The sequence below is a fragment of the Reyranella sp. genome (assembly GCF_004297405.1).
Classification (GTDB): Bacteria; Pseudomonadota; Alphaproteobacteria; order Reyranellales; family Reyranellaceae; genus Reyranella.
This window is the reverse complement of record NZ_SCVC01000034.1, coordinates 47,314-68,955: the sequence shown is the minus strand read 5'-3', so window position 1 is coordinate 68,955 and position 21,642 is coordinate 47,314. Positions and strand designations below refer to the sequence as shown.

Sequence of the window (21,642 nt, the reverse complement as noted above, 5' to 3'; positions counted from 1 at the left end):
CGCACCAGAGCGTCCTTCACAGCGTTCGCACGGCGCAGCGACAGCGCCATGTTGTACTGCTCCGAGCCCGACGTATCGGTGTGGCCCGTCGCCGTGATCCGCGCGTTGCCCTTGGTCTTGTAGGACTGGGCAGCCTGACGGATCGTGCCGAGTGCCTGCTCGCTGAGGTTCGAGCGGTCCCAGTCGAAGAACACCATGAACGACGGCGGGGCGACCGGAGCGGCGGCCGGCGGCGGAGCAACCGGCGCAGCCGCCGGCTGGCCGAACTTGTAGGTCACGCCCAACATCGCGGTGATGTTGTTGTTGTTATAGGCGTTCGGGCTCGTCGTGCCGTAGTAGCGGCCGTCGAGGTTGACGCGCAGGCTCTCGGTGACGTTCCAGCCGATACCGATGATACCCTGATAGGCGAACTGCGTGGAGCAGAGACCGCAGCCCTGGATCGTCGAGTCGACGAAGGCGATACCGGCACCCGCACCGACATACGGCGTGATCGTGGCACCCGGCATGAAGTCATAGAGCAGATTGGCCATGATCGAGAGCTGGTCGACCTTGCCGTAGACATTGGCGTAGCCCGTCGGGAAGGCGACATTGCCGGTGCCGTTGTTCGAACGGTACGTGCCTTCCAACTCGATCCTGGGACCGACGAAGTCGTAACCGACGATACCGCCAGCAGCCCAGCCGGTGTTCATCTGGTAGCTGTTGTTATTCAGCAGCCAGTTCAGGCCACCTTGGGCGCCGATGTAGATACCGGGATTGGCTTGGCCCGGTGAGAACAGGGATTGCGCATTCGCAGCCACTGGCAGAGCGAGCAGGGAAACTGCTGCGGCGAGAAGAGTCTTTTTCATGTGGCGGTACCCTCGTTGATGAGACGCATCCCATCTACGAGGGCAAATGAGGCGAAGTTGCCGCCGCTTGGGCAATGGAGGCCGAACTCCTCCATCACCGTGGCTAGAACGCAACAGTCTCGCAGGTTTACTGCATGAACCAACCGTGGCTGACGACTGCAGATTGGCCTGTAAATGCTGTGCTGGACGCCGCTGCGAAGAAAAGCACGGCGTCGGCAACTTCATCCGTCGTGGTGAATTGTCCGTCGACCGTATCCTTCAGCATGACGTTCTTGATCACCTGCTCTTCGGTGATGTTCAGTTCCTTGGCTTGTTCGGGGATCTGCTTGTCGACCAGTGGTGTGCGCACGAAGCCCGGGCACACGACGTTGGCCGATACGTTGTACTCCGCGCCTTCCTTCGCAAGCACCTTGGCGAGTCCGATGAGGCCGTGCTTGGCAGTGACATAAGGAGCCTTGAGCTTGGAAGCTTCCTTGGAATGCACGGAGCCCATGTAGACGACGCGACCGTACTTCGCCTTGTACATGTGCTTGAGGCAGGCCTTGGTGGTGAGAAACGCGCCGTCGAGATGAATCGCCAGCAGCTTCTTCCAGTCGGCGAACGGGAAGTCGACGATCGGCTTCACGATCTGGATGCCGGCGTTGCTCACCAGGATGTCGATCTTGCCGTATTTGGCAACGGTGTCGGCGACACCCTTCTCGACCTGCTCCTCGTCCGTGACATTCATGGCGACGGCAAAAGCGTCACCGCCCTTGGCGGCGATTGCCTTGGCGGTCGCATTAGCCGCATCGAGGTTGAGGTCGGCAATCACCGGTACGCCGCCTTCGGCGGCGATGCGCAGCGCGATCTCCTTGCCGATGCCCGAAGCGGCGCCGGTGACGATGGCGATTCGTCCTTTGAAACGTGACATGGCAGAAACTCCTTCCGTTAAAACGCCGCGTCTCCCGGCAGTCAGTCCTTGAGATAGTCGTACACGACCTCGCCGAGGCCGAGCGTGAGGTCAGTGACGAAATGGCTGGCCGACAGGACTTCGCGCACCGGCAGGCGCGAGACGTCGCACATCGCGTGATCGAAGAGCTGTAGCGCCGCCGGACCCGACCAGGCGCCTTTCAGCGTCACGTTCTCGGTGTAGTAGCGCACCAGCTCGCAGATGCGCGGCGTGCAGTCCACGTGTGGCACGATCTTGATCATGAAGTTCGGCTTGGCCAGGCTCTTCAGCAGCGGCGCGTGGTCGATCTCGCGGTGCTTGTAGCCCATGGTGGCATTGACGCAGAGCACCGAGCCGTAGTGCAGGGTGCAGACCAGGGTCTCGCTCTCGTGCGTGACGCGCGGCGTTGCGAGCTTCTTGGGGAAGCCCCAGATCTCGCGACCGCCGGCGATCGGCGAATTGTCGTCGAGATACATGGCGTGCACGTAGCCGCCTTCCTGGACCTCGCCCCTCTTGTCCTTGAAGCGGACCGGGATCACCTGTCCGGTCTCGGTATAGTCGCCGAAGCCCGTCGAATCCGGCATGCGGATGAACTCGTAATTCACCGTGTCGCCCGCGACCTCGAGCGGCTCGGGCACCAGGGCGCGCAGCACCTCGGGGTCGGTGCGATAGCTTATGACGACGAATTCTCGATTGTAGAACTTGTAAGGCCCGCGCGGATAAGCCGGGTTGTTGAGGGGCATCGCAAAGGCGTTCTTGCGGACATCGGCCAGTTTCATCGCGATCGTCTCCTGCTCGTCCTATTCGCGGCCCTGTATGGCCAGATCGAAGGTGAATACGCCGTCCGGGCTACGGGGACGTTGCAACACCTCGGGGTGCTCGAGCGTGCGCACCATGTCTTGGTAACCAGAGGACCAATGCTCCTCCATCGTGCGGCGCGAGAACTCATAGTCCTTCGAGGCGCCCTCGTATTTGCGGGCGTGATAGATCAGGTGAATGATGTTGTAGACCTTGTCGTCGGCCGCCTGCGCCAGCAGCTCGGCCTCCGCCGTCTGTCGGAGTTCGGGTTGCACGGAATCCAGCAGCTTGGCGGCAGCGCGCCGCAGCGCCTGCATTTGACGGAACTGGTCGGTACCGGCGCGGGTGCGGCTGGAGTAGCGGATGTCCTTCTGGCGGACATCGACCTCGATCATGTCGCGTGGCAGCTCGCCCCGCGCGCTCCACAGGTCGACCTGGAAGGCCAGCGTGTCCTGCCGCGGCATCGCATCGAGCACCCATTGCAGCGGCGTGTTGGAGACGATGCCGCCATCCCAATAGAATTCGCCATCGACCTCGATGGCGGGGAAACCGGGCGGCAACGCACCGCTCGCCATGATGTGCTGCGGGCCGATCTGGTGGGTCTGATTGTCGAAGTAGATGAAGTTGCCGGTTTTGACGTTGACCGCGCCGACGCTGAAGCGCTGTTGCTTGGCGTTGATGCGATCGAAGTCGATCAGACTCTCGAGCAGGCTGCGCAGCGGCGAGACGTCGTAATAGGCGAGGTTGCCGGGATTGCCGGCAGGCAACGCCAGGGGTGGCGGAAAGCGCGGCTGGAAGAAGCCGGGCGCACCCCACATCAGTGTGCCCCACGACCGCCACTGGTTGATCAGTTGATGCTGGAGATCGCTCTTGATCTGGTGCTTCTCGAAATAGGGAATGCCGAGGGGCGGCCGACTGACCTGCTCCCAGAAGGCTCGCAGCTTCTCGACCCGTTGTTCCGGCGCATTGCCGATAATCAACGCAGAGTTGATGGCGCCGATGGAGATGCCGGCGACCCAGTCGGGGTGAAGATTGGCTTCCGCGAGGGCCTGGTAAACGCCTGCCTGATAGGAGCCCAGCGCACCGCCACCCTGCAGCAGCAGGGCGGTTCGTTCGAACGGGGGGCGGGTCGACCGTGGTTTGATCGTCATGTCGCGTATTTCCCTCGCACTTAACCACCTGCCGGACGATGCCTGTCTAGCACGCAGCGGGCCAGCACGGATGGGCCATCTCGCCGCTTCACAGTACCCACACAATGAGTCAGAGATGCGCGAACAGGCTCCGGGCATCCTCCGGCACACCGCCGAGGAAATCGCCATCAAAGGCCAGGCGCTCGTGAGTGCCCTGCTCGAAGTTGATCGGATCCTGATACCAGCGCCGCGCATAGGTCGCGTAGACGAAAGGCCGGCGGTGAGCGGACTGGTTGGGCGTGCCGCAGTGATAGAGCCGGAAATCCCACAACATGCAGGAGCCGACGGGAACGACCGGCGAGATCGAAGGTGCCGTTTCGTCCGGTTTTGGCCAACGATGGCTGCCGGGCCAAAGAGTGGTCGTGCCGTGCAGGTCGTTCATCTCGACCATCGGCAGCGCGACGGTCATCGCATGCGCCGGCAGGAGCGGCGAGATTGCCGAGTCGAACAAAGGCGGCCCGTCGCGATGGACATGCTGGCGCGCTGCACCCGGCAGCGACAGCACTGCGCCATAGCTTTCGAGGATGGCGTCACGGCCCAGCGCCAGCCGCGCCAGCGCCACGACTGCCGGATTGGCATAGACCAATGGATCCCCGAAACCGTCGGCCATGTGGAGCGCCAGCAGCGCGCGCCGGTCGCCGATCGTCAGCTTCTCCTCGCTGGGGTCGTCGCTGAAATAGGCGGCGTAACGCGCTTCGAACGCGCGCTTCAACGCGGCGACCAACGGCTCGGGCAAGACATGATCGAGGATTGCGTAGCCGTTCTTGACGAGGCAATCATAGGCCTGCCGGACCGGTTCGCTGTCGGTCAGGTCCTCGCCCGAAGGCTTCCGGGATATCTGCGTGCAATCTATTCGGATCATGGATTTCGTGCCTCGCGATAAGAGACGTAATTGAACGCAGTTGCCAAGTCTTCTCAGCAACGCCGCACTTTGCCCGGAGGGGGCTCGCACCGGCGTCTGGTCTATGGCCTCGCCCTCGAAAGTGATTTTCCGCTCGCTTCCGTCGGAGAGACGCCGGACGTGGGGGCCGAGACAGCGATCCGGCTGAGGCTGGTGCCGTCCGAGTATCTCCAGCCGCGCGTCGAGGGCCTCGAGATCGATTCCGAGGACTGGATACGGCATGCCGCCCTGGGTGATGGCTCGGTCTACATGAAGATCAAGGGCATCTTCGAGGCGATTGTCGCCGCCGACGGCCGCTCGGTCGATTGCGCCCGCCTGGCCGAGGCCGACCAGGGTTCGTTCGAAGCCAATCTGCTGAACTTCGTGCTGAGCACGGCGCTCACCCAGCAAGGCGAGGAGCCATTGCACGCTACCGTGCTCGCGCTCGAAGGTGGTGCTGTCGCATTGCTGGGTCCGAGCGGTGCGGGCAAGTCGACGCTCGCGGCCTTCCTGATCGGTCAGGGCGCGCGGCTGGTCACTGACGACATGCTGCGGCTCACATTCGCCGATGGTCGTGGTCACGCGCACTACGGGCCCAATCGCCTCAAGCTGCTCGACGAGGCGGCGCAGCGCCTGTTGCCCGGCTCGATCGCGGCCGGTTACTTCAACGCCCTGAGCGGCAAGCTCATGGTCCAGCCCGACGATGCCGTCGGCTCCCGCCGCACGCCGCTGCCGCTCGCCGCACTCTTCTGGCTGGGCGACCCGACTGACGAGGCGCCAGCGGCCAATGCCGTGAGCGCGGCGCGCCTCGGTGGGCTCGAGCTGATGCGCGTACTGACCTCTTCGGCCATGAACATTCGCGACCACACACCTCAGCGCCTGGCCCGGCAGCTCCGCTTCGCCGAACGGGTCGCTCAGACCTTGCCCGTTCATGCGCTCGCCTATCCTCGTGACTATGAGCTGCTCGGTCGCGTGGCCGATGAAATCCGCAGTATCGTGCGGGCATCGTGAGTGCCCATTCTCCTTTCGTCGAAGCGCGCCCTGTGGGCGGGCGGCGCCTGTTCGTGGTCGACGGGCTGTTCAAGCCCGACTTCGTGCGCGCCCTGCATGTGATCCTGCTGCGGCAGTCCTTCAGCCTCTCCGACTACGATACCGAGGCAACGGAGCGCATCCGCCACTGGAAGAGCGAGTTTCCGCCAGTGTTTTTCGCGGCCAATCCACTGCTGCAGGTCTGGCACGACATGGTCGTGGCGAAGACGACGGAGCTCTTCGCCGGCAGCACGTTGGTCCTGGATCGTGTTCACGCCAACGCCCATCTGTTCGGCGATCATCAGCATGCGCATATCGATACCAATCCCGGTGTGACGGCGATCTACTACGCCAACCCCGAATGGCAGGACGACTGGCAGGGCGAGACGATCTTCTATGCGCTAAATGGCGAGCCCTGGCATGCCCTGGCGCCGAAGCCGGGCCGGCTGGCCGTATTCGAGGGCAACATCGTGCATCGCGGTGGCGTGCCGGCGCGCAGTTGCTTTACCGCGCGCCTATCGGTCGCCTTCAAGTTCACGGGCTCCTGACCTTCTGGTTCCACGGATTGAAGCTGACGGCAAAGCGCCGGCCGGTATAGGCGGCGACGCCGTGGAATATGCCGGGCGAAAACATCACCAGCCGGTTCGTCTTGGGGAAGTAGCGCACGTCGTCGGTGAAGAATTCGCCGCCGCTCACGTCGCCGACATGGGCGTAATAGACCGCGCTGCACTGGGGGAAGAGATATTCCTTGCGCTCCCCGAACAGCCGCTCGTCCTTGTCGACATGCCAGCCGGGATTGGTGTCGTTGCGCCACATTTCGTAGCCGACGATGGCGCTGAGATCGAAGTGCAGGGCGCAGAGATCGAGGATCTTCTCGTGTACCGGGTTGGCGCCGCGCTCGTACCATTGCTCGCCTTCGCCATAGTCGAAGCCGGCAATGGCGGCGACCGTCCCGTCATCGAAGACATCGTCGAGGATGATCAGCTTCTTCATGTCAGCTTCTTGATATGGGCGAACAGGCCGCGATCGACCTCGGCCACACCCGCCAGGAAGTCGTCGCCGATGACCAGGCGCGTGCCGGCCAGGCGCAAGCCATGGCTGGTGTCGCGAAACCAACGCCGGGCATAGGCCGCGTGCAGCACCGTCCGGGGCTGGTCCGATCGATTGGCCGTCGCGCTGCTCAGCAGCCGGGAGTCGAGGATCACCGCACTCCCCACGGCGATCTCGAGTGGTTGCGGGACCGCATCTTCGTTGCGCGTCTTCCAGCGATGGCTGCCCGACCACACGGCGATACTATGGGGCTGGTCCAAGGGCAGGAGACAGGTCAGCGCGTGCGCCGGCAGAAGCGGCGAGAGGTTCGGGTCGAACAACGGCCGACCCTCGCGATCGATATGCTGGGGGGCTGCGCCGGGGAGGGCGACTTCCGCGCCGAAGCCCCGGAGGATCGCGCTGCGGTCGAGCGCCACGCGCACGATCGCGGCGATCGCCGGATTGGCATAGACCAGCGGATCGGCGAAGGCGCCGGAGAGCTCGACCGGCGGGGCGTAGCGCTGGCTGCCGACCTTGAAGCGTTCGTCGAGCATGTTCTGCCGGGCGGCAAATGCCGTAGCGAGAGCGGCGAGTGTCGGGGGCGGCAACACCCGATCGAGGACGATGTAGCCATCTTTCACGAGATGATCGTAAGCGCGCTGGACCGGCTCGGTCTGCGCCAACAGGTCGGGGGGTGCACCCATGTCGGCGAAGCCGCCGCAGTCGATTCTCATTGCCGGTACATCATGACGTTTCGGGATGCTATGATACGGCGTGATGGGGGCTGTCGCGACATTCCTCGCTCTGCCCGGTTCCGACCGCAGGCTGTTGCTTGGAGCCCTGGCGACGATCGTTAGGGTGCGCGCCGGTCTGCGTCTGCAATCTATCGAGCCGTTGAAGACCTGGGCGCAGCAACCGGGAACGGGCAATGTCCCCGCTGGCCGGCTCGCTTGGGCTGCCCGGATCGCCGCCCGGCGGTTGCCTGGCACGAGCTGCCTTGCGTCGGCGCTGGCCCTGCAGCGTCTTCTCTCGCAGCACGGCCACGTCTCCGAACTGCATATCGGCGTCGCCCGCCAGGGCCCGTCCTTCGCTGCTCATGCCTGGCTCATGCACCGCGGTGAGATCGTGATCGGCGCGGAGCAGCACGAGGAGTTCACACAGCTCGTCGCCTGGCCCTCCAATCCGGGCTGATCTTGTTTGCAGTGATCTACGATACGTCAGGCCGGCCCGTTGATCGCCAAGCGCTGTCGCGTGCGGGCCTGACTGTTGAAAGTCCGACGGGTGCGCCGCAGCTTGTCTTCATCCATTCGAGCGAAACCTTCGACGGCGAATGGCGTGGCTGCGCCAGCTTGCAGGGTAAATACTGGATCGCCGGCCGTATTCGGCTCGATGCGCGCCGTGACCTCGCGGCCCGGCTGGCAGACCGCCGCGTGGAGCCGGCGTCGTCCCTGACCGACGGGGCGCTTTGCCTGCAGGCCTATGCCGCCTGGGGCGATCGCTGCGTCGAGCATCTGGCCGGCGACTTCGCCTTCGTGCTGTGGGACGGCGAGCGCCGCCGGCTGCTGGCTGCGCGCGACCATCTAGGCGTGCGGACCCTCTTTCATGCTCAAAAAGGTGGTGTGCTTGTCGTCGGCGATTCACTCGACTGGATCGTCACGACGCCATTGACGACTGGGTTCATCGACTGCGACCACGACGAACAATGGATCGCCGATTTCCTGACGGCAGGCTTCAGCCTCGATGTCGAGCGGACCGTCTATCGCCAAGTAAGGCGGCTCGCGCCGGCTCATTTGCTGGACGTTGCCGATGGTGCCGTTACGACGCGTCGCTATTGGCATCTTGAGATCGGCGAGCCGCTCCATCTCGGGAGCGGGCGGGCCTATACCGAGCGGTTCCTCGAATTGATGTCGCATGCGGTCGCCGATCGCTTGCCGGGCGGCAGGGTCGGGATCTCCATGAGTGGCGGCATCGATTCGACCACGCTTGCCGCCTGCACCACCGCTGCCACCGGCGATCCCTCGCGTGTCGTCGCCGAATGCACCCATTTCGAGCGGCTGATGCCGGACGACGAAGCGTCCTTTGCCACGCTCGCGGCCAAGCGGCTCGGGATCGAGCTTCACATCAAGGCGATCGACGATTTCATCTACGATCCCGACTGGCGCAGCCAGCGAGGCGGTGCCGAACCTTCACCCAACATCGTCGCCCGCCACCCCGATCGGCTGATGGCTCTCGAGCAGGCGCGGCGAGCGCCGATATGGTTTTTCGGCGAAGGGCCGGACAATGCGCTGGCCTTCGAACGTGGCGCCTATTTCTCGTGGTTGGCTCGGCGCGGCGAATGGCTGCGGCTCGGCCAGGCGGCGCTGCTCTATCTCAAGGCCAAAGGGGTCGGCGGCTGGGGCCAAACAGTCCGGCGCTATACCGGGCAGGGTGAATCCTCGCCGGTCGGGCCGGACTTGCCAGGTTGGCTCGATCGCGGATTGGCAGAACGTCTTGACCAGGGCGCGCGCCTTGGCCGGCTTGGGAACTCCGGCGGTTCGTCGCATCCCTGGCATCCTCAGGCCGTCGCATCTTTTGCCGATCCCATCTGGCCGGCCTTGTTCGACAGCTTCGACAGTGATGAGACCTTGGCGCCGATGGTCTGGCGGCATCCCTACCTCGACCTGCGCGTGATCGGTTTCCTGCTTTCCGTGCCGCCAGTGCCGTGGGCCCGGGAAAAGCTCCTGATGCGTGAAGCCATGCGCGGCAGGTTGCCCGACGCGGTACTGGCTCGCCGCAAGACTCCTCTGGCCGGGGCGCCGCTCGCCGATCTGGTTGCCACCCATGGCCTGCCGACTCTGTCGAATCCCTCACAGCTTGCCTGCTACGTCGATACGCGCGCTTTACCCCGTGAGGTTCCGTCGGGGCCTGCGTTCGAGCGGCTGATCAATGTCTTTGCACTCGACCATTGGCTGACGCAGCAGAGCGGAACGGCGCCTATTGCCGGTGCCTGGAGGGGCCGGTAGAGAGTGCCTATGCTGGACCTGTCCACCATGGTGAAGAAGTCGGCCGCCCAGGTGTCATGCGTCCTCAACGAGGAAGTTGCAGTGCTGAATGTCGAGCGCGCGCTTTACTTCGGGTTGCAGGGTGTCGGCGCTTACGTCTGGGACAGGTTGGAGGAGCCGCGTTCGGTCGCTGAGATTTGCGACGACGTTCTGGCAAATTTCGACGTGCCGCCGGATGTCTGCCAGCGCGACGTCATGGGATTTCTCGATAGTCTGTCCGAAGCCGGCCTGATCGAAACGGTTCGGGCCTGATCACGGCGCGCATCACCGCCGGCGAGGAACAGACCTTGCGCAACAGTCGACTCGGAGATGCCGCCTTCGATCTCCTTTGCACATTGGTGAGACCAAGGCCCGAACTCGACCGCGCGCGGCAGCTTCTCGACGATGGCGTAGACTTTATGGACCTCCTGCAGGCCGCGCAGGAACATTCGCTGCAGCCCCAGCTCATCCGGTCCTTGGCTGAGCTCGGCTGGGTGCGCGTGCCGCCGGCCGCACGGTCGTCTCTGGAAAGTTTCCAGCAGCTTCATAGCGCCGTGTCGCTCGGGACTGCCGAGCAACTGGGGCGGATCGCCGACGCGCTCGCCGCTCGCGGCCTTCGCTTTGCCGCGTTCAAGGGCGTGACCCTGGCGATCATCCTCTATGGCGATCTGTCGGCGCGGGAATACACCGATGTCGACCTCATTGTGCCAGCCGAAGCGCTCAACGAGGCCGAGGACGTCGTCGAGGCGCTGGGCTACGTCAACGATCACAGCGACCGGCGCTTCCGACACGCCTTTCAAGGCTACCAACGGCAGCTCGCCTTCACCCATCCCGATCAGGCTACAATCGACCTCCATTGGGATTTTACGGGTAGCCATCTGCCATTCCCGCTGTCGCCCGCCGATATCTGGGGCGCACTCGAGATGGTGAAGGTCGGCCACCGGCATATTCCCGCCATCACTGGCACCGACCTCGCGCTGCTGCTGGCCGGTCACGGCACCAAGGAGCGTTGGCGCAGCCTCGGGTGGGTTGTCGATTTCGCCGTGCTGGTCGAACGCCGAAGCGATCTCGACTGGGCTTCGATCCATGCCCGCGCCCAGGCGCAGGGTTGCGGTGACAACGTGCTATTGGCGTGCGCACTGGCTGAACGCTTGCTGGGTGTCGCCGTGCCGCAGGCATTGGCGCTACCACTCGGCCGCAGTGCTCGCGTCGATATGCTGGCTTCGGCGTTGATCGATGAGCTACGGCACGGTGAGCGTGGCCCGACAGCGGTGCGCAACCTCGCCGATATCGACGTCTGCGACCGGCGCTGGGACAGGATCGCCGCGAGCGTCAAACTGGCGTTGACGCCCACTGCCAGCGACTACCGCGCCATGCCGCTGCCGGCGTCGCTATGGCCGCTCTATCGCATCACGCGGCCTTTCCGCTTGGCTGCGCACGCCATCGCAAGCCGTTTCTGAGCCGGTGCCTTACTCCGCGGCGGCTGCGGCGAAGCGGAGATCCGGCAGCATCGTCGAACGGTCAATCGGCGCGCCGGCATCGAACTTCTTCAGCTCCGGCATCACGGTCCTGGCGAACATGGTCATGTTTCGCGCTGCCTCCTCGTGTGGCATGCCGGCATAGGAGAAGACGCCGACATAGCCGCAGTTCCGGGTCTGTTTGTGGATCGCCATGATCTTCTCGTAGACCTGTTCGGGGGTGCCGTAGACCTGCAGGTCGGCGAAGAACTCGATCGCTTTCTGGTCGCCGTAGACGGCGAGCTTCTCGTTCATCTTGGCGTAGTACTCGTAGCCGCGCTGGTTCTTCATGTGCGCACCGGCGAACTGATAATGGTCGAGCACGGTGCGATAGTAGCCCCCGATATACTTCACGGCCATCTCGCGTGCCCGTTCCGCGCTTTCGTCGACGAAGGTCCAGCCTGCCGAAATCGGCTGCGGTGCGTCGGTGCCGTTGATCTCGCGATAGAGCTGATTGTACTCGGTGAGTTCCTTCTCGACCTCGCGCCACGGTTTCTGCGGGATGATGAGGAGGCCGACGCCGAGCCGCGCCATGATGCGCGCGCTTTCCGGACTCACGGCGGCGGCATAGGTGCGGCCGCGAAAGCTCTTGAAGGGGGCAGGGCGGATCTCGACCGGGGGCTGCTTGTAGTGCTTGCCCTGATATTCCATCACGCCGGTCTCGAGGCCCTTCAGCAGCGCCTCGCCGTACTCGACGAAGAGCTCGCGGCTGTCGCCCATGTCGAGGCGGAAGCCGTCGAACTCGACCTTACCGGCGCCGCGGCCGAGACCCAGGATCATGCGGCCGCCAGAGAGATGGTCGAGCATGGAAATCTGTTCGGCCGCGCGCATGGGATCGTGCCAGGGCAACACCACCACCATGGAGCCGAGCCGGACAGTCTTGGTGCGGCCGGCCATGTAGGAGAGGAACTGCACCACGTCGGGGCACATCGTGTAGTCGGTGAAATGGTGTTCGACCGACCAGATCGAGTCGAAACCCAGCGGCTCCGCCATGTCGGCCAGCGCCAGTTCGTTCAGGTAGATTTGCCGGTCGGTGAGCGCTCGGCCGGTATTCTGGAAGACGGCAGCCATTCCGGTATGCACAGCGTTTCCTCTCGTTGGTTTTCACTATGGTAAACGGCCGTTCACATGATTGGAAAGCCCCCTCGAATGCTTGATTCCGCCGTATTCGACCGTCATATCCCGCCCATGAACATCCGTTCCCGGCGTACATTTCTGGTGGGCCTTGGCGCTGCCACGGCTGCAGGTTTCTCCGGCTCCTTCGCCTCTGCGCAGACGGCCAACCCGGACGTGGCCGCCGTCGAGCGGTACTTCAACAACCTGCGGACCATGCAAGCACGGTTCGTGCAATCCAATCCTGGCGGCACCGTGGTGCAGGGGACGCTTTCGGTGCGACGGCCAGGCCGTATGCGCTTCGAATACGATCCGCCCTCGCAGCTCAAGATCGTGGCCGACGGCAGCCAGGTCACCATGTGGGACATCGCCAACCGCGATTTCGGCCAGTGGCCGATCGGCTGGACCGCCGCTTCGTTCCTGGTGAAGGAACCCATGGTGCTGCAAGGCGGCGACCTCACCGTCGAAAAGGTCGAACGCGCCGATGGCATGCTGCAGCTCACGCTGAGCCAGGCCCGCAAGCCGCAGGAGGGCAAGGTGATCGTGCGGCTCGCCGAAAATCCGATGGTACTGCGCGGCTGGACGATCATCGACAATCGCGGCCAACGGGTCGACGTTTCGCTGAACGGCCTGCAGACCGGCGTGCAGCTTGCCGATTCGCTCTTCAAGTTCGATGGCCCTGACGCCAGCATTATTCGTCGCGGCGGTCGCTGAGGCGTTATAACCTGCGCTGGACAAGGCGTGGGGACGGCAAGACGTGAACGGACTGATCGTGCGGGCCTCGACCGAGGCCGACGTGGCGCGGTGCGCGGAAATCTACGGACATCATGTGCTGCATGGCACGGCCTCCTTCGAGGAAACGGCGCCCGATCTGGCGGAGATGAAGAGGCGCCGCGTCGCCGTCCTCGACCTCGGCCTGCCCTACATCGTGGCGGAAAAGGAAGGCCGGCTCCTGGGCTATGCCTATGCCGGCACCTATCGCCCGCGCCCGGCCTATCGCTACTCGGTCGAGAACTCGATCTATATCGACGAAAAAGCGGTGGGGCAGGGCGTCGGCAGAGCGTTGTTGCCGCCATTGATCGACCTCTGCGCTCAGGCCGGCCGCCGCCAGATGGTCGCGATCATTGGCGATTCGCAACATGTCGCCTCGATCAAGCTCCACGAATCCTGCGGCTTCGAGATGGTCGGCACCTTCAAGAGCATCGGCTTCAAGTTCGGCCGCTGGCTCGATAGCGTCCTCATGCAGCGTGCGCTGGGTACCGGCGATACCGCGGCACCAGACGACCTCAACGTCTCTCAGCGGAGCTGATGCCATGCGGCTGATCGACTATTTCGACCGTGGCGCTTCCCTCTATCCCGACCGGCATTGCCTGCACGACGGCACGCGCGGCTGGACCTATGCCGAGGTGCGCGAGCAGACGCATCGCGTCGCCAACGGGCTGTTGGCGCTGGGGCTCGGCCGCGGGTCGAAGGCGGCAGTCTACAGTCCCAACCATGCGGCGGCCTATGCCTGCCTGCTGGGTATCGTGCGCGCCGGCGTCACCTGGGCGCCGGTGAATGCGCGCAATGCGCTGGAGGAGAACCTCTACATCCTGAACAACACCGATGTGGAGGTGCTGTTCTACCATTCGAGCTTCGAGGCCTACCTGCCGCGCATTCGCGAAGCCTGTTCGGCGATCCGCGAATTCATCTGCATCGACCAGCCCTCTTTCGAAGTCTGGCTGGCCGATCAGGATCCCCTCGCGCCGGACCTGCCGGAAGCGCCCGATGACGTCGCCTTCCTGGCGAGTTCGGGCGGCACCACGGGCCGGCCCAAGGGCGTGCAGATCACCAATCGCAACATCGAGGCGATGAACTCGATCTTCTGGGCCTGCATGCCCGTGAAGCCGCAGCCGGTCCATCTCATGGTGGCGCCGATGACGCACGCGGCCGGCGTCTGCTCCTTCCCGCTGCTGGCCTTTGGCGGCACCAACATCTTCATGGGCACGGCCGATCCCGGCGGGATCCTGGCGGCGATCGAGAAGCACAAGGTCACGCACATCTATATGCCGCCGACCCTGATCTACATGCTGCTCGCCCATCCCGACGTGCGCAAATACGACTACAGTTCGCTCCAGCATCTGGTCTATGCCTCTGCGCCCATGTCGGTCGACAAGCTCGTCGAGGCGATCGAGGTGTTCGGCCCGGTGCTGACGCAGACTTACGGCCAGGCCGAGGCCTGCATGATCTGCACTTACTTCTCGCCCGAGGATCATGTGGCGGCGTTGGAGACCAACAACCGTCACCGCCTGGCGAGCTGTGGCAAGGTCTCGCCGCTGGTGCGGCTCGAAACCATGGACGATCACGGCCACATCCTGCCACGGGGCGAACGCGGCGAGATCGTGGTGCGTGGCGCGCTTGTCATGAAGGGCTACTACAACAACCTCGAGGCGACGGCCGAAGCATCGGCTTTCGGTTGGCACCATACGGGCGACATCGGCGTTATCGACGAAGACGGCTTCGTCTATATCGTCGATCGCAAGAAGGATATGATCATCTCCGGCGGCTTCAACGTCTTCCCGAGCGAGGTCGAGCAGGTCCTATGGGGCCATCCCGCGGTGCAGGATTGCGCCGTGATCGGCGTGCCCGACGAGAAGTGGGGTGAATCGGTGAAAGCCGTGGTCGAGCTGAAGCCCGGTGCGGCGGCAAGTGCCGACGAGCTGATCGCGCTCGCCAAGGAGAAGCTGGGTGGCGTCAAGGCGCCGAAGTCCGTCGACTTCATTGCCGCCCTGCCGCGCAGCCCCGTCGGCAAGGTCCTGAAGAAGACCTTGCGCGAGCCCTACTGGGCCGGCCACGAGCGAAAAATCTGATGCTCGATTCGCTGCGGCGTCTCCCGCCCAACGTTCAGGGGGCGCTGTGGCTGGTGAGTGGCGGTTTCATCTTCACGTCCACGGGCGTGATGATCCGGCTGCTGTCGGAGCAGATCGAAAGCGTCCAGACGGCCTTCTTCCGCGCCATCATCGGCCTCCTGTTATTGGCGCCCTATATCGCCACCGGCCGTGTGAAGCCCTGGAAGAGCCCGCGCATCGCCGGCCACTTCTGGCGCACTTTCATGGGCACGACCTCGATGGTGCTGGGCTTCTATGCCGTCGCCATGCTGCCGTTGGCCGACGCCACGGCCATCGCTTTCTCCCAGCCGCTCTTTTCCGTCGTCGTCGCTGCCGTGATCGCCAAGGAGAAAGTGCGCTGGCGTCGCTGGACGGCGACGATCGTGGGGTTCATCGGCGTGCTCGTCATGGTGCAGCCGGGTGAGGGCAGCCTGCAGTGGGGTGCGCTGGTGGCATTGGCCAATGCCGCCTGTGTCGCCATCTCGATTCTTCTGGTGAAGCGGCTCTCGGACTCCGAGGCGCCGCTGATGATCCTGACCCAGTTCGCGATCTTCTCGACCCTATTCCTGGCACCGCCGGCGCTCTGGGTCTGGCGCTGGCCCGACCTGTGGGGTTGGGTGCTGGCCATCGGTATCGCGGTCAGCGCCACGATTGGCCAGTATTTCTGGGTGCAGGCCTTCAAGGCCGGCGAAATGTCCGCGGTGGCGCCGTTCGAGTATCTGCGCCTGCCCTTCGCCGTATTCATGGGCTGGCTGATCTGGAGCGAGATGCCGGTCGTCTGGACCTACGTGGGCGCCGCCATCGTCATTGCCTCGGCCCTCTACATTGCCCATCGCGAGCACCAGCTCGCGCGCGAGCGGCGGCGGGCGGCCGTGGCGGCGGTCAAACCGCCGACGGATTCGTCTGGGCCTTGAGCAGCCAGGCGCGCGCCCGATCGCGGTGCGTCTCGGTAATGTGCATGCGTGCTGCCGTGAAGGCGGCGATCAGCACGGCCGCATCGTCCGTGAACCCCAAGCCCAGCAGGAGGTCGGGAACGGCATCGAAGGGCAGGACGAAATAGGCCAGCGCGCCCAGGAGTGTCGCCCGGATGGCGAGCGGCGTGGCGCTGTCGGTGGCGCAATAAAAAGCCGAGACGGCATCTTCGGTAAAGGGGACACGGCCCAGTGTCCGGCGTGCCTTTTCCCAGAAGCCGCGACGTACCGTCGCCTCGTTTCGGGCCAGCTCTGCGGTATCGCTCATGGCCCGAAACGTTGGCATGACCGGCCCGCTTGGCAAGGGGGGTGGCCGTGCTAAAAGCGCCCAACCACGGAGGATATCAATGAACGTCAAGGGTCAGGCCGTCATCGTCACCGGCGGCGCATCGGGGTTGGGAGGCGCCACGGCGTCGGCGCTGGCGGCAGCGGGCGCCAAGGTCGCGATCTTCGACCTGCAGGACGAACTCGGCGAGAAGAAGGCCAAGGAAATCGGGGGCCTCTACGTCAAGACCAACGTCGCGGACGCCGCCAACACCGAGGCGTCGGTGAAGACGGTCGTCGAGAAGCTGGGCGCCCCGAGGGTCGCGGTGAATTGCGCCGGCATCGGCCGCGCTGCCCGCACCATTTCCAAGAACGGCCCGCACGATCTCGGCATGTTCGCCCAGGTGATCCAGGTGAACCTGATCGGCACCTTCAACGTGATCCGTCTCGCCTCCTGGGCGATGAGCCAGGCCGAGCCGATGGACGACGGCGAGCGCGGCGTCATCATCAACACCGCCTCGGTGGCGGCATTCGACGGCCAGATCGGCCAGGCAGCCTATTCGGCGTCCAAGGGCGGCGTGGTCGGCATGACGCTCCCCATCGCGCGCGACCTTTCGAGCATGGGCATCCGCGTCTGCACCATCGCGCCGGGTCTCTTCCTCACGCCGATGATGATGGGCCTGTCGGCCGAGGCGCAGAAGAGCCTGGGGGCACAGGTGCCGTTCCCCTCGCGGCTGGGCGACCCGAAGGAATATGCCCAGCTCGCCATGAGCATCGTGGAGAACCACATGCTGAACGGCGAGACGATCCGTCTCGACGGCGCCATTCGGATGGCCCCGAAGTGACAGCGAAGTTCGGCCTGGTGTTGGCGATGGTGGCTACTATCGCCACGCCAGCGCTGGCTGAGCCGCGCTGGTTGGCCTGCAAGTTCAACGACGGGCGCGGCAAGACGCCTACCTTCATGATGATGTTCGATGACCGGCGTAACACCGCCGCCCTATGGGACGGTGCGGCGCTGATTGACGGCACCAGCACGACCATCAATTTCCAGTCGATACGGACGCGCTTCCCGCAGTTCATCGTGACGTACAATCGCAACGACGGTGCGCTCGGCATCACGCCGGTCGAGAACACCTATGGCGGCATGCTGCAGGGCGAATGCCGGCGCAGCGCGCCGCCACCCAACGCACCGGCGTCAGCGCGCTAAGGCGCTGCGGTTCACGCAGCGCTCAGGTCGGATAGCTGATGTCGCTGATGCGCTCGCAGCGCAGGTCGGCGACGCTGTTTTCCGTCGCCATGCGCGCGGGCGTACGCTCACCGTTGCAGGTGTAACGGATGCGTAGCGTCTTGGTGCCGCGGTCCGGCATGCCGAAGATGTAGGCCATGGCCGGCACCTGACAGCGGGTGGGCCCGTCGCTGCAAATATCGCGAACGAGCTGGGTGACGTCGATCTGCCGGCCATCCGGCCCGCCCCAGGTCGCGTCGACGATGTCGATGCGGCGCGGCTGGACCGGACGCTCGCCGACACAGGCCATGTGTACCTTGAAGGTGGGCGGCGCGACCTCGGCCAGCACGAAGTTCTGCGGCTGGCAGGTCCAGATCACAGTCAGCTTCTTGTTGAGATCGGTGCGCGTGTCGTTGAAGACAGCGCCTTGGGCCGGGACATCACAGGGATAGCCGCCCGGGCAGGTGACCAGGCTGGTCACGTCCGCCGAGCCGCCGGCCTGAGGCAGGCCCCAATAGGCTTTCTTGATCTGGGCCGTCGATTGAACCGGGCGGATCGTGTAGCTGCAGGCGGCCACTGCAACGACGCACAGAGCTGCCGATAAAAGAAGACGACCCAACTTCATGATTCCCCCGCGTGCGACGCCTACGGCAACTTATCTACAGATAATCGCGCCGACAATGCAATTAGAAGCAATGTCGCAATTGCACAATCAGCGAGGCACCGGCGAACAGCAATAGTATTAGCACGATTCGGCGGAAGACGGCTTCGCTGAGATGGCCGTAGAGCCTCAACCCCACCCAACTACCTGCAAGGACGGCAGGTAGGCCGATCACAAGCAGAACCAGGGTGTGCCTGTCGAATGATGCGGTACCGCCGAGCCACAAGAGCGAACCCGCGAAAATCGCGACGGCGATAGGTTGAAAAACGGCGCGTTGTTCGTCCTTGGTCCATCCCCGCAAGCTCGCCCAGACCGTTGGAACGATACCGGCCAAGCCGGTCGCGCCGCCAACGATGCCGCTCAGGATTCCGATACCACCATCGGCCAGCCGCCGCTCCCCGGCCACTGGCGCCAGCTTCGGCCGGAAGAGACTGTACAGGCTGAAGACGATGAGAAAGACGCCGATGGCGGCACGCATCTCCGAAGCTGGAACACGATCGAGAAGCACGACTCCGAAAGGGATGCCAATCTGCCCGCCGATCAGAAGCGGCAGCAGACGTTCCACGTCGATGGCGTGACGCAGCTTCCAGACGGCGTAACCTTGCACGAGCAACCCGTAGACGACGATCAGTGTCGTTGTTTGAAGCGGGGTCAGGATCTGCAGCCATATCGCGGCAGCGACAAGGCCGAAAGCAAATCCCGCCACGCCTGCAACGAGAGCCGCCACGAATGCGGTGACCAGAAAGACGAGGAGATCAATAGGCATCGCCGAATTGTCGGTGCAGTCGACGCCGGTCAGCACCAGCACCTTCGGCCCGGTGGGCGCAGTCTTGTCTTCGATGACAATCCAGTTCACCGGTCAAGGTGTGGCGATGGAGGCTCGCAGTGATCTTCTTGCTCACGGCGCCTCCAAAAGGTCGAGAACGCCAGCGTGGCTTGCCGAAAACACATAGAGACGGTCGGGCGGGACCAGTGCCGTCGTCTTGGCACCAAGGGCGGTAACGAACCTTGCAGTGGAGCCGGTGCGTGGATCGATTGACTGAACCAGCCCAGGTTCCTCGATTGCGACATGCACGAGGCCGCTCGTCGGATTGAAGAACGTGGCATCGGGCGAGCCAGCGAGCGACCATTGATTGAGGACTTGCCCCTGCACCGCGTCCATCTCGACCAGCGCACCTTGGTCGCAGGCGATGTAGAGCCGCCGACCGGCATGGTCGATGTCGATGCCATGGGCGCCAGTCACCGGGATCGGCCAATGCTGCACATCGTCGAGGGCAGGAAGCCGGGCAACCAGCACCATCGAGGGATCGCGGATCGCAAGAAAGACGTGGGTGCCCGCGGCGTTGGTCACGCACCATCTTGGCCGTCCGGGCAAGCTGATCGTCCAGCGGTGGCCTCGCTGCAGGTCGATGGTCTGCAGTTCGGCGCCATGGGTTTCGTCGCCGATACAGGCAGCGATGGCCAGGTTGATCGCCGAGACGAGGGCGACGCCGTTCGGCGTTGGCCCGGTGTCGAATACGGCGCGGGTCTGCAGCGTGTCGGCGTCGAGCCAGGCGAGGCTTGCCGAGCCGCGGTTGGTAACGAGGACATGGCCTGCATCCGCGACGACGCCCGCGGCATGCGGGAAGCCTTCAAGAGTTGCCCTGTGGCGACCGCGATCATGATCAACCACCTCGATGCGATCCCGGCCAGTGTGCGCCACAAAGACTCGTCGGGTCATGGGCTCGAAGGCGCCGTGGTCGAACGAGGAGCCGGTGCAGTCGGGTATCTCGATGGATCGTGCCGATCTCAACGGCATAGCGACATCTCCTGTCTCACATCTTCGGTGGCCAGTTGTGCGTCTCACCTGTGAGGCTGCGGCACCACGCGTAGAGCGCGTCGTACATCACCATGCCGTGCTTCAACATTTCGTGGTCGTCGGGGTAGACGTGGCTGAGGCCGAGCGAGATGGCGAACAGCCCGGCCGATTGTGGTGTTAAGTCGAGGCGCGATGTGTCGGCGCCGCGCACGATGTCGGCCAGCCTGTCGAGGCCCGGCGCGTCGAGCCTGTACTCGGAGACGAAGGCATCGAAGCTGCACTTCTCTCCGACATGGCTGAATTTCACGCCAGGGATGTCATAGGGTGTGGCGCCTGTTTCCTTGGCAGTGGTGAGCACTTTGTCGGGGGGTACGTAGAGGAATTCCGGTTCCTTCTCGATAAAGCGCTGGATTAGCCATGGACAGGCGATGCGGTCGATCTTGGGTCGTTCACGGGTTACCCATTTCATGTCTGTTCTCCTTCCATCAAAGGCTCGGTTGGCAGGCCGTCGGCACGCCAGGTGCCAATGCCGCCTGCGATGGTGACGGCATCTATGCCGTGTTCGCGCAGCTTGGCCGCGCAGTTGCCGCCGATCTCGAAACCCCAGGCGCAATAGACGAGCGCCTTGGCGCCGCGCGGCAGGGAGGCCGCGATCTCGTCGACCTTGTCGGGCGGTGCCCGGCGCGCGCCGCGCAGTCGCACCGGGACGGAAGCGGCATCGTCGGCCAGCCGGGCATCGATCACGATGAGATTGGGATCGGCCTCGAGCATTTCTTGTGCGGCGGTTGTCGGGACTGTGTGCGGCTTCGGCTCTGCACGACTGCCCTCGAAGCGGGCTGCGACGCGCGGCCAGGCGATGTTGGCCATGAAGGCATCGACGTAGGCTGCTGCATTGCTGCCGAAGTCGATGTGATAGGCATGCTCGTACATGTCGAGCGCCAGCAGCGGCGTGCCGCCGGCGAGGCCGTGCGTATGGTCAGCCGCCCATACGTTCGACAGCGTGCCGTCACGCGGTGAGCGCGTAAGCAGCACCCAGCCCGAGCCGCCGCCCAGCGCTTTCCCCATCGCCACGAACTCGGCGCGCCAACGCGCCAGCGATCCGAAGTCGCGCACGATCGACTCGGCCAGCGTGCCGCTCGGATCACCACCACCTGCCTCGCCCAGGTTCTCGAAATAGACCTCATGCAGGAGCATCGAGTTGGTCGCGATCAGCTCCTCGCGCTTCAACCCGTTGAGGCGAAATCCCGGAGCGGTGACCGGATCGAGAGCGGATAGTTCGCTGCGAAGCGCGTTCAGCCGGCGGACGGCCCCGCCATAGTTGTTCTCGTAGTGGCTCGCGATCAGCCTGGCGGACAGGCCATTCAACCGGGGTGGCTTGAAGGAGATGGGACGGACGTGGAAAGACATCGTGCCCTCGCCGGTGATACACTTGTTTCAAGGGAGAAATACCGCTGTTCGATAGGACGCGCAAGGGTAAAATGATACGTACGTTTCTTTGTATGTGTGA

At 64.1% G+C, this 21,642-nt stretch carries 26 protein-coding genes; 12 read left to right on the top strand and 14 right to left on the bottom strand.

Annotation, left to right across the window (positions count from 1 at the left end; all coding sequences use genetic code 11):
- The 5 genes from EPO50_RS22745 to EPO50_RS22725 all read right to left on the bottom strand — a co-directional run.
- Positions 1-845 (bottom strand): OmpA family protein (locus EPO50_RS22745; RefSeq protein WP_296347776.1); only part of this gene is annotated, 845 nt, incomplete at its 3' end.
- A 127-nt stretch (positions 846-972) separates the two neighbouring features.
- The gene (locus EPO50_RS22740) at positions 973-1,755 is read right to left on the bottom strand and encodes a 3-hydroxybutyrate dehydrogenase (protein WP_296347774.1); all 783 of its coding nucleotides are present in this window, start codon (positions 1,753-1,755) and stop codon (positions 973-975) included.
- A gap of 41 nt (positions 1,756-1,796) precedes the next feature.
- Positions 1,797-2,552, bottom strand: coding sequence for an acetoacetate decarboxylase (locus EPO50_RS22735; RefSeq protein ID WP_296347772.1), 756 nt, complete (start codon positions 2,550-2,552; stop codon positions 1,797-1,799).
- A gap of 21 nt (positions 2,553-2,573) precedes the next feature.
- Positions 2,574-3,722 (bottom strand): patatin-like phospholipase family protein, encoded by a 1,149-nt coding sequence (locus EPO50_RS22730; RefSeq protein WP_296347769.1) that lies wholly within the window; start codon positions 3,720-3,722, stop codon positions 2,574-2,576.
- 109 nt (positions 3,723-3,831) lie between these two features.
- Complete coding sequence (locus tag EPO50_RS22725) at positions 3,832-4,623, bottom strand: phytanoyl-CoA dioxygenase family protein (RefSeq protein ID WP_296347765.1); 792 nt, start codon at positions 4,621-4,623, stop codon at positions 3,832-3,834.
- A gap of 30 nt (positions 4,624-4,653) precedes the next feature.
- Between EPO50_RS22725 and EPO50_RS22720 the strand changes: the two genes are divergently transcribed.
- Complete coding sequence (locus EPO50_RS22720) at positions 4,654-5,652, top strand: hypothetical protein (protein WP_296347764.1); 999 nt, start codon at positions 4,654-4,656, stop codon at positions 5,650-5,652.
- Entirely contained in the window at positions 5,649-6,218 is a 570-nt protein-coding gene (locus tag EPO50_RS22715) for a 2OG-Fe(II) oxygenase (protein WP_296347762.1), read from the top strand. Before EPO50_RS22720 ends, EPO50_RS22715 begins: the two co-directional genes overlap by 4 nt.
- Here EPO50_RS22715 and EPO50_RS22710 read toward each other — a convergent pair.
- Complete coding sequence (locus EPO50_RS22710; RefSeq protein ID WP_296347760.1) at positions 6,205-6,663, bottom strand: hypothetical protein; 459 nt, start codon at positions 6,661-6,663, stop codon at positions 6,205-6,207. The genes EPO50_RS22715 and EPO50_RS22710 overlap by 14 nt on opposite strands.
- Positions 6,660-7,433 (bottom strand): hypothetical protein, encoded by a 774-nt coding sequence (locus EPO50_RS22705; RefSeq protein WP_296347758.1) that lies wholly within the window; start codon positions 7,431-7,433, stop codon positions 6,660-6,662. Before EPO50_RS22705 ends, EPO50_RS22710 begins: the two co-directional genes overlap by 4 nt.
- Before the next feature lie 43 nt (positions 7,434-7,476).
- Here EPO50_RS22705 and EPO50_RS22700 point away from each other — a divergent pair, with 43 nt between their 5' ends.
- The 4 genes from EPO50_RS22700 (at position 7,477) to EPO50_RS22685 (ending at position 11,179) form a co-directional block, all read left to right on the top strand.
- Positions 7,477-7,890: a lasso peptide biosynthesis B2 protein gene (locus EPO50_RS22700; protein ID WP_296347781.1), complete on the top strand. Its 414-nt coding sequence runs from the start codon at positions 7,477-7,479 to the stop codon at positions 7,888-7,890.
- Between the two features lie 11 nt (positions 7,891-7,901).
- Positions 7,902-9,701, top strand: coding sequence for an asparagine synthase-related protein (locus EPO50_RS22695; protein ID WP_296347756.1), 1,800 nt, complete (start codon positions 7,902-7,904; stop codon positions 9,699-9,701).
- Between the two features lie 9 nt (positions 9,702-9,710).
- A complete protein-coding gene (locus EPO50_RS22690; RefSeq protein ID WP_296347755.1) occupies positions 9,711-9,992 on the top strand; it encodes a PqqD family protein in 282 nt (93 codons plus the stop codon).
- A 146-nt stretch (positions 9,993-10,138) separates the two neighbouring features.
- Positions 10,139-11,179 carry a nucleotidyltransferase family protein gene (locus EPO50_RS22685; protein ID WP_296347754.1) on the top strand — a complete coding sequence of 347 codons (1,041 nt, stop codon included), beginning with the start codon at positions 10,139-10,141 and terminating at the stop codon, positions 11,177-11,179.
- A 9-nt stretch (positions 11,180-11,188) separates the two neighbouring features.
- Here EPO50_RS22685 and EPO50_RS22680 read toward each other — a convergent pair whose 3' ends face one another.
- Positions 11,189-12,307: an LLM class flavin-dependent oxidoreductase gene (locus EPO50_RS22680; protein WP_296347752.1), complete on the bottom strand. Its 1,119-nt coding sequence runs from the start codon at positions 12,305-12,307 to the stop codon at positions 11,189-11,191.
- Positions 12,308-12,424: 117 nt separating this feature from the next.
- On the opposite strand from EPO50_RS22680, the gene EPO50_RS22675 reads away from it, so the two are divergent.
- The 4 genes from EPO50_RS22675 to EPO50_RS22660 are packed head-to-tail and all read left to right on the top strand — an operon-like array spanning position 12,425 to position 16,130.
- A complete protein-coding gene (locus EPO50_RS22675) occupies positions 12,425-13,063 on the top strand; it encodes an outer membrane lipoprotein carrier protein LolA (RefSeq protein WP_296347748.1) in 639 nt (212 codons plus the stop codon).
- Between the two features lie 43 nt (positions 13,064-13,106).
- Positions 13,107-13,658: a GNAT family N-acetyltransferase gene (locus EPO50_RS22670; protein ID WP_296347746.1), complete on the top strand. Its 552-nt coding sequence runs from the start codon at positions 13,107-13,109 to the stop codon at positions 13,656-13,658.
- Between the two features lie 4 nt (positions 13,659-13,662).
- Positions 13,663-15,198, top strand: coding sequence for a class I adenylate-forming enzyme family protein (locus tag EPO50_RS22665; protein WP_296347744.1), 1,536 nt, complete (start codon positions 13,663-13,665; stop codon positions 15,196-15,198).
- Positions 15,198-16,130 (top strand): DMT family transporter, encoded by a 933-nt coding sequence (locus EPO50_RS22660; protein WP_296347743.1) that lies wholly within the window; start codon positions 15,198-15,200, stop codon positions 16,128-16,130. The genes EPO50_RS22665 and EPO50_RS22660 overlap by 1 nt, the downstream gene beginning before the upstream one ends.
- On the opposite strand, the gene EPO50_RS22655 is transcribed toward EPO50_RS22660, so the two are convergent.
- Positions 16,099-16,455 (bottom strand): YkvA family protein, encoded by a 357-nt coding sequence (locus EPO50_RS22655; protein ID WP_296347742.1) that lies wholly within the window; start codon positions 16,453-16,455, stop codon positions 16,099-16,101. The two genes, EPO50_RS22660 and EPO50_RS22655, sit on opposite strands and share 32 nt — an antisense overlap.
- A 79-nt stretch (positions 16,456-16,534) precedes the next feature.
- Here EPO50_RS22655 and EPO50_RS22650 point away from each other — a divergent pair, with 79 nt between their 5' ends.
- Both EPO50_RS22650 and EPO50_RS22645 read left to right on the top strand, forming a co-directional pair.
- A complete protein-coding gene (locus EPO50_RS22650; RefSeq protein WP_296347741.1) occupies positions 16,535-17,296 on the top strand; it encodes an SDR family NAD(P)-dependent oxidoreductase in 762 nt (253 codons plus the stop codon).
- Complete coding sequence (locus EPO50_RS22645; protein ID WP_296347740.1) at positions 17,293-17,658, top strand: hypothetical protein; 366 nt, start codon at positions 17,293-17,295, stop codon at positions 17,656-17,658. Before EPO50_RS22650 ends, EPO50_RS22645 begins: the two co-directional genes overlap by 4 nt.
- A gap of 22 nt (positions 17,659-17,680) precedes the next feature.
- Here the strand turns inward: EPO50_RS22645 and EPO50_RS22640 are convergent, their stop codons facing one another.
- The 5 genes from EPO50_RS22640 to EPO50_RS31560 all read right to left on the bottom strand — a co-directional run bounded on the left by EPO50_RS22640 (position 17,681) and on the right by EPO50_RS31560 (position 21,542).
- The gene (locus EPO50_RS22640; RefSeq protein WP_296347739.1) at positions 17,681-18,301 is read right to left on the bottom strand and encodes a hypothetical protein; all 621 of its coding nucleotides are present in this window, start codon (positions 18,299-18,301) and stop codon (positions 17,681-17,683) included.
- 61 nt (positions 18,302-18,362) lie between these two features.
- Positions 18,363-19,139, bottom strand: coding sequence for a sulfite exporter TauE/SafE family protein (locus tag EPO50_RS22635; protein WP_296347738.1), 777 nt, complete (start codon positions 19,137-19,139; stop codon positions 18,363-18,365).
- A 96-nt stretch (positions 19,140-19,235) separates the two neighbouring features.
- Positions 19,236-20,135, bottom strand: coding sequence for a hypothetical protein (locus EPO50_RS22630; protein WP_296347737.1), 900 nt, complete (start codon positions 20,133-20,135; stop codon positions 19,236-19,238).
- A gap of 16 nt (positions 20,136-20,151) precedes the next feature.
- Positions 20,152-20,604 (bottom strand): chromate resistance protein ChrB domain-containing protein, encoded by a 453-nt coding sequence (locus EPO50_RS22625; RefSeq protein ID WP_296347736.1) that lies wholly within the window; start codon positions 20,602-20,604, stop codon positions 20,152-20,154.
- Positions 20,601-21,542 (bottom strand): Fe-Mn family superoxide dismutase, encoded by a 942-nt coding sequence (locus EPO50_RS31560; RefSeq protein ID WP_367268058.1) that lies wholly within the window; start codon positions 21,540-21,542, stop codon positions 20,601-20,603. The genes EPO50_RS22625 and EPO50_RS31560 overlap by 4 nt, the downstream gene beginning before the upstream one ends.
- Between the last annotated feature and the right edge of the window lie 100 nt (positions 21,543-21,642).